General features: G+C 60.8%; 8 protein-coding genes and 1 pseudogene. 7 read left to right on the forward strand and 2 right to left on the reverse strand.

What is annotated here, in order from left to right; translation table 11 throughout:
• Positions 1–54: 54 nt before the first annotated feature.
• Together FFS64_RS10505 and FFS64_RS10510 are read right to left on the reverse strand one after the other, a co-directional pair.
• A complete protein-coding gene (locus tag FFS64_RS10505; RefSeq protein WP_137805331.1) occupies positions 55–1,047 on the reverse strand; it encodes a 2-hydroxyacid dehydrogenase in 993 nt (330 codons plus the stop codon).
• 177 nt (positions 1,048–1,224) lie between these two features.
• On the reverse strand, positions 1,225–3,978 hold the full coding sequence (locus tag FFS64_RS10510) for a response regulator (protein WP_137805332.1): 2,754 nt from the start codon (positions 3,976–3,978) through the stop codon (positions 1,225–1,227).
• 215 nt (positions 3,979–4,193) lie between these two features.
• Between FFS64_RS10510 and FFS64_RS10515 the strand changes: the two genes are divergently transcribed.
• From FFS64_RS10515 to mazG, 7 genes and pseudogenes are all read left to right on the forward strand, one after another.
• The gene (locus tag FFS64_RS10515; protein WP_137805333.1) at positions 4,194–4,913 is read left to right on the forward strand and encodes a response regulator transcription factor; all 720 of its coding nucleotides are present in this window, start codon (positions 4,194–4,196) and stop codon (positions 4,911–4,913) included.
• Entirely contained in the window at positions 4,903–6,306 is a 1,404-nt protein-coding gene (locus FFS64_RS10520; protein ID WP_137805334.1) for a sensor histidine kinase, read from the forward strand. The genes FFS64_RS10515 and FFS64_RS10520 overlap by 11 nt, the downstream gene beginning before the upstream one ends.
• 177 nt (positions 6,307–6,483) lie before the next feature.
• Positions 6,484–7,080: pseudogene (locus tag FFS64_RS10525) on the forward strand (DUF1016 N-terminal domain-containing protein); the annotation flags it as partial.
• Between the two features lie 126 nt (positions 7,081–7,206).
• Entirely contained in the window at positions 7,207–8,109 is a 903-nt protein-coding gene (gene cysM / locus FFS64_RS10530) for a cysteine synthase CysM (RefSeq protein WP_137805335.1), read from the forward strand.
• Complete coding sequence (gene rlmD, locus FFS64_RS10535) at positions 8,109–9,461, forward strand: 23S rRNA (uracil(1939)-C(5))-methyltransferase RlmD (protein WP_137805336.1); 1,353 nt, start codon at positions 8,109–8,111, stop codon at positions 9,459–9,461. Before cysM ends, rlmD begins: the two co-directional genes overlap by 1 nt.
• A 123-nt stretch (positions 9,462–9,584) precedes the next feature.
• A complete protein-coding gene (gene relA, locus FFS64_RS10540; protein WP_137805337.1) occupies positions 9,585–11,828 on the forward strand; it encodes a GTP diphosphokinase in 2,244 nt (747 codons plus the stop codon).
• A 132-nt stretch (positions 11,829–11,960) separates the two neighbouring features.
• The gene (gene mazG / locus FFS64_RS10545) at positions 11,961–12,794 is read left to right on the forward strand and encodes a nucleoside triphosphate pyrophosphohydrolase (RefSeq protein ID WP_137805338.1); all 834 of its coding nucleotides are present in this window, start codon (positions 11,961–11,963) and stop codon (positions 12,792–12,794) included.
• The last annotated feature ends 17 nt before the right edge of the window (positions 12,795–12,811 follow it).

Genomic DNA, 12,811 nt, shown 5'->3' on the forward strand with positions numbered 1-12,811 from the left:
TGCTAGCACGGGCATACGCGCAGCATGGCGCGGGTAGATGACCTTCGATCAGGTTCAGTCGCCCTCTACACGATTCTCGGGCTTGCCCGCCCTCCAGGCCGCGATGTTGTGCAAGGTGGTCGCAGCAATCGCACCCAGGGCTTCGCTGGTCAGGAAGGCCTGGTGCGCGGTGACAATGACATTGGGGAAGGTCAGCAGTCGCGCGAGTACATCGTCCTGCAAGGGCAGGTCGGAACGGTCCTCGAAGAACAACTGTGCCTCTTCTTCATACACGTCCAGCCCCAGATAGCCGAGCTGGCCCTCCTTCAAGGCGTCGATCAGCGCGGGCGTGTCCACCAGGCCGCCGCGGCCGGTGTTGATCAACATCGCGCCCGGTTGCATGTGCGCTAGCGATTCGCGGTTGATCAAATGTTTGCTCTGTTCGTTGAGCGGGCAGTGCAGGCTGATGATCTGCGATTCGGCCAGCAATTGCGGCAAGCTCAAATAGCGCGCACCCAGGGCTTCGACCTGCGGGTTCGGGTAAGGATCGTAGGCCAGCAACCGGCAACCGAATCCGTTCATGATTTTGGCGAAGGTCGCGCCGATCTGCCCGGTGCCGACCACGCCGACCGTCTTGCCCACCAAGTCGAAACCGGTCAGCCCATGCAAACTGAAATCACCTTCGCGGGTACGGTTGTAGGCTCGATGCAAACGGCGGTTCAGCGCCAGGATCAGCGCTACCGCATGCTCGGCCACGGCATGGGGCGAGTAGGCCGGGACGCGCACAACCGCCAGCCCCAGGCGTTTCGCCGCCGCCAGGTCGACATGATTGTAACCGGCCGAGCGCAGGGCGATCAGGCGTGTGCCGCCGGCAGCCAGGCGTTCGAGTACCGGGGCGCCGAGGTCGTCATTGATGAAGGCGCAGACCACCTCGTGATGTTCCGCCAACGCTACCGTATCCAGGCTCAGTCGCGCGGCTTGAAAGTGCAGTTCGATGCCGGCCGGCAGGTCGGCGGCGAGGAAACTGTCGCGGTCGTAGGTCTGACTGCTGAAAAGAATCGTGCGCATGTTGTCCTCCTGGAGAGTGAGTCTTGAAGGCTACCGCCAACCCTGTGGGAGCTGGCTTGCCAGAGAAGGTAACCTCAAGAACAACGCAGAATTTGAGTGGCCCTTCGCCGGCGAGCCAGCTCCCACAGGGATTGTGGTGAGCTTAGCGCCTGGTACTCACAGTGCCATTGCGCCATATCAAGCATTGATACGCGCCTGCGCGGCGAGGCGATTGATCGCCCGGTCGAGTTCTTCGAGGGCACCGAAGGCTTTCGGGTCTTGCTGCTTGAGCAGGGTTTCGCTGCGTTGGCAGGCGGCGCGCAATTGCGGCACGCCGCAATAGCGGGTGGCGCCATGCAGGCGATGAACCCGTTCGATCAAGGCATTGTGGTCGTGGCTTTCCTGCGCCTGGCGGATCGCTTCGCGATCGGCCTCCAGCGATGCCAGCAACATCGCCAACATGTCCGCGGCCAGATCGGCCTTGCCGGCGGCCAGGCGCAAACCTTCCTCATGATCCAGCACCTGCAGCTCATAAGCGCCGCCGTGGCTGTAACCTGAGCGCTCCGGGCTCTGGTTGCGCAACGCCAGGCCGCTCCATTTCAATACCACTTGGGCCAGTTGCCGCTCGCTGATCGGCTTGGTCAGGTAGTCGTCCATGCCACTTTGCAGCAGTGCACGTTTTTCGTTGGCCATGGCGTGGGCGGTCAGGGCGACGATCGGCAGCGGCGTGCAATGCCGTTCGCTTTCCCACTGGCGGATCGTTTCGGTACTCTGGCGTCCGTCCATGCCGGGCATCTGCACATCCATCAATACCAGATCGAAGGTTTCGCTCTGTACCGCCTTGACGGCGGCGTAACCGCTTTCCACTGCAAGTACTTTGGCCCCCATGTCTTCGAGCAGGGTTTGCACCAACAGCAGGTTGGCCGGGTTGTCGTCGACGCACAGCACTTTCGGTGCGCGGCTCGAGACCGGTTCACCGGGTTCGTTGCGGGGCTGGCGCGGGTTGACCAGATCGGACAGCGCACGCCGCAACTTGCGCGTGCAGGCCGGTTTGGCCTGGAGCTGGCTGTGAGGGTTGGGCACCGAGAGGTGAAACAGCGTCTGTTCCGTGGTCGGGCACAGCACCAGCACTTTGCAGCCCAGGTGTTCGAGGTCCCAGATGTACTGGTTGAGGCGCTCCGGCGGCATGTCGTTACTGGTGACACCCAGCACCGCCAGGTCGATCGCCTGATCGGTCTGATGGGCGACGGTCACGCCGTTGGTCAGGCTTTCCAGGTTTGTGAACGGGGTGACAGCCAGGCCGCAGTCTTCCAATTGGTGCTGCAGCGCCTGGCGGGCCAGTTCGTGGTTTTCCAGTAACGCCACGCGGCGCCCGGACAACGGCGGACCGGGCAGGTCTTCAGTATCGTCGCGGGTTTTGGGCAGGCTCAGGCTGATCCAGAACTCCGAACCTTCGCCCGGCGTGCTGTCGACACCAATCTCACCGCCCATTTGTTCGATCAGCCGTTTGGAAATCACCAGCCCCAGACCTGTGCCGCCGGGTTGCCGGGACAGCGAGTTGTCGGCCTGGCTGAACGCCTGGAACAGCGCGCGCACGTCCTGGTTCGACAGGCCGATGCCGGTGTCCTGGATGCTGATGCGCAGTTGCACGCTGTCTTCGTGTTCTTCTTCGAGCATGGCGCGGGCAACGATGGTGCCTTCGCGGGTGAACTTGATTGCGTTGCTGACCAGGTTGGTGAGGATCTGTTTGAGCCGCAGCGGATCACCCACCAGCGACAGCGGCGTGTCGCGGTAAACCAGGCTCACCAGCTCCAGCTGTTTGGCGTGAGCGGCCGGGGCGAGGATGGTCAGCGTGTCTTGCAGCAGGTCGCGCAGGTTGAACGGAATATGATCGAGTACCAGTTTGCCGGCCTCGATTTTCGAGAAGTCGAGAATCTCGTTGATGATTCCCAGCAGGCTGTCAGCGGACTTTTCGATGGTGCCCAGATAGTCGAGTTGGCGCGGGGTCAGCTCGCTTTTTTGCAGCAGGTGGGTGAAGCCGAGAATGCCGTTGAGTGGTGTGCGGATTTCATGACTCATGTTGGCGAGGAATTCGGACTTGATCCGGCTCGCCTCCAGGGCTTCCTTGCGCGCCAGGTCAAGCTCGATGTTCTGGATCTCGATGGTTTCCAGGTTCTGGCGCACATCTTCGGTGGCCTGGTCGATGCTGTGCTGCAATTCTTCCTGGGCGTTCTGCAAGGTGCCAGCCATGCGGTTGATGCCGGACGCCAGTTCATCCAGTTCCTGGCTGCCGAGGGGCGGCAGGCGGGTTTCCAGATGGCCGTCCTTGAGCTGCGCCACGGCTTGTTTGATCTGGCTCAAGGGGCGATTGATCGTGCGACCCATGCGCAACGCCAGCAGCGCCGCGCCCCCCAAACCTGCGAAGATCATCAGCAGGCTGGCGAACAGGCTACGGTAACCGCGTAGCAGCATGCCGTTGTGGGACAGTTCGAGTTCGACCCAGCCCAGCAGGCGGTCGGCTTCATCGGGAATCACGTCGCCCGCCAGATTGCGGTGTTTACCGAACACGGGCAGCAAATAACGCGTTGCATCATTGCCACTGCGGCGCAGCATCTGTGAGCCATCACCCAGTGGCGCCCGGTTGAGCATGATGGGGCCGGCGTGGGCCAGCAGCGAGCGGTCAGGCGCGAGGAAGGTCACGGCACGCACATCCGGTTGTTCCAGGGACTCGGTGGCAATCCGCTCCAGCAGCTCGTTATTTTTGTGCCCCATGGCCGGCGCCACCAGCGGCGCCAGTTGCTCGGCGATCATTTCGCCGCGTTGCATGAGTTGGGCTTGCAGGTCGGATTGCTGCATCCAGGTAAAATAGCCACCCAGGACCAATGCCATCAGGCTGGTCGGCAACAGGGTCAGCAACAGCACGCGACCTTTAATTCCCAGTTTCTTGAGCACGCATCTCTCCTGCATCCAGCGATCGATAGACCTGCACATGCGTCCCGCACGCGCCACTTGCGCAGTGTAGCGATTTGCAGGCGGGCAATCCTCGTAAAATTGAAGTCGTCATTCGTCGGTCGGTTCGACACTTTTGCGCGCGGGACAAACCCTTGTGTTGCCCTGTGCCGCGCAATCTTGAATAATTGTCAACTGAGAATTATTTGCAGATACTCATGACTCCCATCGCTGCCCGCCATCCCCGCATCCTTTCCATCGAAGACGACCTCGTACTTGGTGCCTATGTTCATGAGCATCTGGGGCGTAGCGGCTTTCAGGTGACCTGGTGCCAGAACGGACAGGAAGGCCTGGACGCTGCCCGCCAGCAAGCCTTCGATGTGGTGCTGATGGACATCCTGCTACCTGGCCTGGACGGGCTTTCTGTGTTGACGCAACTGCGCCAGAGCCATTCCACCCCGGTGCTGCTGATGTCGGCGCTCGGTGCCGAGGCGGATCGCATCAGTGGCTTTCGCCTGGGGGCCGATGATTACCTGCCCAAGCCTTTCAGCATGGTCGAGTTGCGGGTGCGCATCGAAGCGATTCTGCGCCGGGTCGCGCTGGATCGTCGGCCGACGCCGGTAGCCATTGCTCCGGTGGCGGACAGTCTGCATTTCGACGATGAGCTGTTCGAGGTTTTCTATGGCGAGCAGGCGGCCGGCCTGACCCGCAGTGAGTATCGGCTGCTGGAAACCCTGAACCGCAACGGTGATGAAGTGTTGAGCAAAGCCTTCCTTTATCAGCATGTGTTGCAACGTGGCTACGCGGCCCATGACCGCAGTCTGGACATGCACATCAGCCAGATCCGTCGCAAGCTCAAGGCCATCGACTATACCGAACGCGAAGTGCGCACGGTGTGGGGCAAGGGTTACATCCTGAGTGCCGGCGATGAAATGTAAGTTGCCGGGGCGACATTCGCTGTTCTGGAAGCTGGCCTGTCTGCTGGTGGCGTTCTGTCTGCTGATGATCTGGCTGAGTTGGTCCTGGGGACGCTACATGGAAAAGCGCAACCAATTTCTATCCGATGCAGCGCGCGGCACCTTGACGCGCTATGCCGCCGAGGCCGAACAAGCGTGGCGGCAGCGCCAGCAGGAGGGCGTCGATAACTGGCTGCAGAGCATGCGCCACCGCGAAACGGGTTGGGTGGGTGTCATTGGTGGTGATTTACAGTCGTTGAGCAGCTATACGCTGACGGACAAGGAAATCGAGCGCCTGACCTTTCTACGGGGCCTGGATTGGCCTATCCACAAAAAAGGCCGGCCATGGATGCGTGTACCGTTTCCTGGTGACTCGTCTGCTGGCAGCCTGGTGATCGAGCTGCCCGAACGTTTTGTACCCGGGCACTATCGGGTGTTCTGGCGCGTGATCACTAACGGTGTGATTCCAGGGCTATTCACCTTGTTACTCTGCGTCGGCCTCTATCGTTTACTGGTGGTACCGCTTAACCACCTGCGCGCCCAGGCCAATGCCTGGCGCGTCGATCAGTTGAATGTGCGGTTGTCGAGTCGCACGACCAACCGTTCCGATGAATTGGGTGAGCTGGGCAGGGCGTTCGATCACATGTCCGAGCGCCTGCAAAGTACCGTCGCCTTGCAACAGCAACTGCTGCGCGACCTGTCCCATGAGTTGCGCACGCCGCTGAGTCGCCTGCGGGTGGCCAGTGAAAGCGAGCAGGGGCTGGCCGCCTTGCGCGAGCGCATCGGCCGCGAAGTCGATGGTATGCAACGGCTGGTGGAGGACACGCTGCAATTGGCCTGGCTCGACACCGAGCGTACCCGTTTGCCCGACGAAGCGATTCAGGTCCAGGCCCTGTGGGAGATGCTCACCGAAAACGCGTGTTATGAAAGTTGCTGGCCGCAAGGGCAATTGCAGTGTTCGGTGGATTCTTCGTGCTGGGTCCGCGGCCATCTCAATACCCTAGCCCAGGCTCTGGAAAACATGCTGCGCAACGCGATTCGACATTCACCCGAGGGCGGCGTGGTCACGCTGGGTGGTCGACGTGATGGCAAATACTGGCATTTGTGGCTGGAAGATCAGGGCGGCGGTGTGGCGGAAGATGATCTGGAGCGGATTTTCCTGCCCTTCACCCGTCTCGATGGCTCACGGCCAGGGGATGGTGGTTTTGGCTTGGGCTTGAGTATTGCGAGGAATGCGGTGCAGCGTCAGCGCGGCAGGCTTTGGGCTGAAAACACCGGGAGCGGGTTGCGGATGAATATGCGGTTGGTGGCGGATGACGCCTTCGCGAGCAGGCTCGCTCCCACCATGGACATTGGTTGCCCGCAGATTACGTGACCGACCCCGATCCCGGTGGAAGCGAGCCTGCTCGCGGCCCACCCAACAACGACCGCTCTGATTTTGCCAGAGCGTTCCCGAGATTCTGTACGACTTTTCCCAAAGGGTATCACCGGTCATTTCAAACATCCTTGGCGGTTTAAGCTCACGCTTTTACTCATGTTCAAGGAGTCAAGCATGACTGTACCCCAGGCGCCCGGCAGTACAACCGACGACCGTTTCAATGAAGTGCTTGCACTGATTCAAAGCGCCAGACGACAGGCCATGCAGGCGGTGAATACGTAACTGATCGAGTTGTACTGGCAGGTTGGTGCTTATATCAGCCGCAAGCTGGATAAATCCGAATGGGGCGATGCCGTGATCGGTCAACTGGCCGAGCATCTGGCTCAGACTCAACCGGGGCTGCGTGGTTTTACCCGGTCGAATTTGTTCCGCATGCGTCAGTTTTATGAGACCTACCGCACCGAATTAAAAGTCGCACCACTGGCGCGACAATTATCCTGGTCACACAATTTGATCATCTTCGGACAATGCAAACGGCCAGAAGAGCGCGAGATCTATCTGCGAATGGCCGTTCAGGAGAAATGGTCGAAGCGCGAGCTGGAACGCCAGTTCAAGGCCGCGCGGTTTGAACGCAGCGTGACCGAGCCGGCAAAAGTCTCCGCAGTTCTGAAACAAACTCACCCCTCAGCACTTGAGATATTCCGTGACGCCTACATGGTCGAGTTTCTCGACCTGCCCACCGCCCACGCCGAAACGGTTCTGCATCGGGGACAGACAGGAAAGGGCTGAATCAGCCGCTTATTCCCATAAACCATAAGCACCACACTTTGCGTGATATGGGCTTGCGAGGTTTGCCGGTATGATAGGCGCCCCCGCAGTCTGGATTGCGAATACGCCATGACCTTGCAGTACCCAACCATCGCCGATTGCGTCGGCAACACTCCGCTGGTCCGTTTGCAGCGCCTGCCCGGCGAAACCAGCAACACCCTTTTGCTCAAGCTCGAAGGGAACAACCCGGCGGGTTCGGTCAAGGACCGTCCGGCGCTGTCGATGATCACCCGTGCCGAGTTGCGCGGGCAGATCCACGTCGGCGATACGCTGATCGAAGCGACCTCGGGTAATACCGGGATCGCCCTGGCCATGGCCGCCGCGATCAAGGGTTACAAGATGATCCTGATCATGCCGGACAACTCCAGTGCCGAACGCAAGGCCGCCATGACCGCTTACGGTGCCGAGCTGATACTGGTCAGCCAGGAACAAGGCATGGAAGGCGCCCGAGACCTCGCGCAGAAGATGGAAGCCGAAGGTCGCGGCAAGGTGCTGGACCAGTTCGCCAACGGTGACAACCCCGAAGCACACTACACCACCACCGGCCCGGAAATCTGGCGTCAGACCGAAGGCACCATCACCCATTTCGTCAGCTCCATGGGCACCACCGGTACCATCATGGGCGTTTCGCGCTACTTGAAAGAGCAGAACGAAAACGTACAGATCATCGGTCTGCAACCCATGGAAGGTTCGGCGATTCCGGGTATCCGTCGCTGGCCCCAGGAATACCTGCCGAAAATCTATCAGGCCGACCGCGTGGATCGCATCGTTGACATGGCCCAGAGCGAAGCCGAAGACGTGACCCGTCGACTGGCCCGCGAAGAAGGCATCTTCTGCGGTGTCTCGTCGGGTGGTGCGGTGGCCGCCATGTTGCGTCTGTCCAAGGAAGTTGAAAACGCGGTGATCGTCGCGATCATCTGCGACCGTGGCGACCGTTACCTGTCGACCGGCATTTTCGACGCGCCCAACTGATGGCCAAACATGAGAGAGGCCTGCGCTTCCAGCCCACCGGCGGCAGCAAGGCCCCGCAAGTCCCGACCGGCAAAAAGCAGCGCCTGACCATCGAGCGCCTGGCCAATGACGGTCGTGGTATCGCGTTTTTCGAAGGGCGTACCTGGTTCGTCATCGGCGCGTTGGCCGGTGAGGAAATCGAGGCGCGCGTACTCGGTGCCCATGGCAAAGTGGTCGAGGCGCGCACCGAGCGGGTGTTCAAGGCCAGCGAACTGCGTCGCCCGGCGCCGTGTGCCCATGCCGGTCGCTGCGGCGGTTGCAGCGTGCAACATTTGCCTCACAGTGAACAGCTCGCCCTGAAACAGCGCATGCTCGCCGAGCAATTGACCCGGGTCGCCGGTGTCGAGCCCGAAGAATGGGCGGCGCCTTTGAGCGGTCCGGAATTCGCTTACCGTCGTCGCGCCCGGGTAGCGGTGCGCTGGGACATGAAGGCGAAAAAACTCGAAGTCGGTTTCCGTGCCGCTGGCAGCCAGGACATCGTTGCCATCGATGAATGCCCGGTGCTGGTACAGCCCTTGCAACCCATCATGACCCGCTTGCCGGAGATGCTGCGGCGCTTGAGCAAACCCCAGGCGCTTGGGCACGTGGAGTTGTTCAGCGGTTCATCGCTGGCGGTCTTGCTGCGACACATGGCGCCGCTGTCCGAAAGTGACATGACCATCCTCAAGGATTTTTGCGCGTTCCATGAAGCCCAGTTGTGGCTGCACGGCGATGGCGAGCCGCAACCGGTCGAAGCCGATCAATCCTTGGGCTATCGTCTGGAACAGTGGAACCTGGAGTTGGCGTATCGACCCGGAGATTTCGTCCAGGTCAATGCGGGGGTCAACGAAGCCATGGTGGCCCAGGCTCTGGACTGGTTGAAACCGACGGCGGATGAGCGAGTACTCGATCTGTTCTGTGGCCTGGGCAACTTTGCCTTGCCGCTGGCCCAGGCCGTTCGTGAAGTGGTGGCGGTGGAAGGCGTGGAGGTGATGGTCGAGCGGGCAGCCGCGAATGCCATCAGCAACAATCTGAATAATGCGAAGTTTTTTCAGGCCGATTTATCCCAGCCTCTGACCGATGCCGAATGGGCGCGTGAAGGCTTTTCTGCGGTACTCTTGGACCCACCGCGTGACGGTGCTTTCGAGGTGGTGCGCAAGCTCAAGTCCCTGGGCGCCGAACGGTTGGTGTATGTGTCGTGCAACCCGGCAACTCTGGCGCGCGACACGGTCGAATTGATCAAGCAGGGCTACCGGTTAAAACGTGCCGGGATTCTCGATATGTTTCCTCAAACGGCGCATGTCGAAGCCATGGCGTTATTTGAAGCGAGCTAGGAAGGCTCGTCTGGTCCGACTGACCTGTCCGTGCAGCCGCGTACCAGCCCGACGTGGGCTCACGGGCAATGAAGGTCAGCGATTCTGACGCATTGAATCTGCGTCGTAGGGAAGGTAAGCAAGATGGTACAGGTGAGAGCACACCAGCCGATCAACACCGACGGCAGTATCAATCTCGAGGCTTGGCTCGATCATGCGGTCACTGTCGATCTGGCACTGGATCGCGAAGCCTTGAAGGAAGCCTGCGAGTACGCTCGCGAGGCGGAACAACAAGCCAATGCGGCAAAGAATCTGTGGTCCGAAGGCAACTCGAGTTTCCGCACCGGCCTTGAAATCGCCGAGATTCTCGCCGACCTCAAGCTCGATCAGGATTCGCTGGTCGCCGCGGTCCTGTACCGGGGTGTGCGTGAAGGCCAGATCCAGTTGCCGGCGGTCAGCCAGCGCTTCGGTCCGGTGGTGGCCAAGCTCATCGACGGCGTGCAGCGCATGGCGGCGATCAGCGACAGCCTGAGCCCCCGTAAGTCCTTGGTGCTGGGCACCCAGGGCCAGGTGGAAAACCTGCGCAAGATGCTGGTGGCCATGGTCGACGACGTGCGCGTCGCCCTGATCAAACTGGCCGAACGCACCTGCGCGATCCGTGCGGTGAAAACCGCCGATGACGAAAAGCGCAACCGTGTGGCCCGCGAAGTGTTCGACATTTACGCGCCACTGGCCCATCGCCTGGGTATCGGTCACATCAAATGGGAGCTGGAGGACTTGTCCTTCCGTTACCTGGAGCCCGACCAGTACAAGCAGATCGCCAAGTTGCTCCACGAGCGGCGACTGGATCGCGAGCGCTTCATCAGCGACGTGATGAGCCAACTGAAAAACGAACTGCAGGCCACCGGTGTCGAGGCCGACATCAGCGGCCGGGCCAAACACATCTATTCGATCTGGCGCAAAATGCAGCGCAAAGGTCTGGAGTTCAGCCAGATCTACGACGTGCGTGCCGTTCGCGTGCTGGTGCCGGAAATGCGCGACTGCTACACCGCGCTCGGCATCGTCCACACCTTATGGCGGCACATCCCCAAAGAGTTCGACGACTACATCGCCAACCCGAAAGAGAACGGCTACCGCTCGTTGCACACGGCGGTGATCGGACCCGAGGGCAAGGTGCTGGAAGTGCAGATCCGTACCCACGCGATGCACGAGGAAGCGGAGCTGGGCGTTTGCGCGCATTGGCGCTACAAGGGTACCGACGTCAAGTCCGGCTCCAATCACTACGAAGAGAAGATTTCCTGGCTGCGTCAGGTACTCGAGTGGCATGAAGAGCTGGGCGACATTGGTGGTCTGGCGGAACAGCTGCGGGTCGATATCGAACCCGATCGCGTCTACATCTTCACCCCGGACGGTCACGCCATCGACCTGCCGAAGGGGGCGACGCCGCTGGACTTCGCCTACCGCGTGCACACCGAAATCGGTCACAACTGCCGCGGCGCCAAGATCAACGGGCGCATCGTGCCGCTCAACTACAGCCTGCAAACCGGTGAACAGGTCGAGATCATCACCAGTAAGCACGGCACTCCGAGCCGCGACTGGCTGAACCCGAACCTGGGTTACGTCACCACCTCGCGGGCACGGGCGAAGATCGTTCACTGGTTCAAGTTGCAGGCGCGCGACCAGAACGTTGCTGCCGGTAAAACCCTGCTTGAGCGTGAGCTCAATCGCCTCGGCCTGCCGGCGGTGGATTTCGACAAGCTGGCCGACAAAGCCAACATGAAAACCGCCGAGGACATGTTTGCCGCGCTCGGTGCCGGTGACTTGCGCCTGGCGCAACTGGTCAACCTGGCGCAGCAACTGGTCGAACCGGAACGCGGCAATGAACAGCTGGAACTGATTCCGCGCAAGGCCACCGGTTACAAGCCGGGCAAGCGTGGCGACATCCAGATCCAGGGCGTCGGCAATCTGATGACCCAGATGGCGGGCTGCTGCCAGCCGCTGCCGGGGGATGCGATCGTCGGTTACATCACCCAGGGCCGTGGCGTGAGCATTCACCGCCAGGATTGCGCCTCGGTGCTGCAACTGACCGGGCGCGAGCCGGAGCGGATCATCCAGGTCAGTTGGGGACCGGTGCCGGTACTCACCTATCCGGTGGACATCATCATCCGCGCCTACGATCGTTCGGGACTGCTGCGTGACGTTTCCCAGGTGCTGCTCAACGAGCGGATCAACGTGCTGGCGGTCAACACCCGCTCGAACAAGGAAGACAACACCGCGTTGATGTCCCTGACCATCGAGATTCCGGGGCTGGATGCGCTGGGGCGGTTGCTGGGGCGGATTTCCCAATTGCCGAACATCATCGAAACGCGGCGTAACCGTACTCCGTAAAGGTTGGCGCCGATCCAATGTGGGAGCGGGCCTGCTCGCGAAAAGAGAGTGTCAGTCGATATCCATGCCGTCTGACACGACGCCTTCGCGAGCAAGCCCGCTCCCACAGGAGATTTGCAGTGAGAGTGATAGATGTACAGCCTTGAAGACCTGCTGCACCTGATGAACCGCCTGCGCGACCCGCAGTTCGGCTGCCCGTGGGACATCAAGCAAACCTACGCCACCATCGTCCCGCACACCCTTGAAGAAGCCTACGAAGTCGCCGACGCCATCGAGCGAGGTGACTTCGGTCACCTGCAGGGTGAGCTGGGCGATCTGCTGTTCCAGGTGGTTTATTACAGTCAGCTGGCGCGGGAGGAAGGGCGCTTCGAATTCGATGGAGTGGTCGACAGCATCACCCGCAAGCTGATCCGTCGTCATCCCCACGTGTTCCCCACCGGCGATCTGTACGCGCCGTTGGATGTGCCGCGTCTGAGTGAAGAACAGGTCAAGCAGCGTTGGGAAGAGATCAAGGCCGAAGAGCGCGCGGAGAAGTCCGATGCCCCGCAACAACTGTCCTTGCTCGATGACGTTCCCGCCGCGCTGCCGGCGTTGTCCCGGTCGGCCAAGTTGCAAAAGCGTGCAGGGCAGGTCGGTTTCGACTGGCCCGATGCGCTGCCGGTGCTGGACAAGGTCCGTGAAGAACTCGATGAAATACTCGAAGCAATGGCCGACAACGATTCAGCGGCAATTGCCGATGAAGTCGGCGATCTGCTGTTTTCCGTGGTCAATCTGGCGCGACACCTCAAGGTCGACCCGGAAACCGCGCTGCGTGGCGCCAACAGCAAGTTCGAACGACGCTTCCGTTTTATCGAACAGGCATTGCGCGACACCCACCGTCCCATGGAAGATTGCACCCTCGAAGAGTTGGACGCCCTATGGGGCGAAGCCAAACGTCAGGAAAAGAATGTGCCCAGCTGCGGTTGAGCAGTTGCCTAAGTGAG

The sequence above is a fragment of the Pseudomonas sp. G(2018) genome (genome assembly GCF_005502415.1).
In the GTDB taxonomy this organism is placed as follows: domain Bacteria; phylum Pseudomonadota; class Gammaproteobacteria; order Pseudomonadales; family Pseudomonadaceae; genus Aquipseudomonas.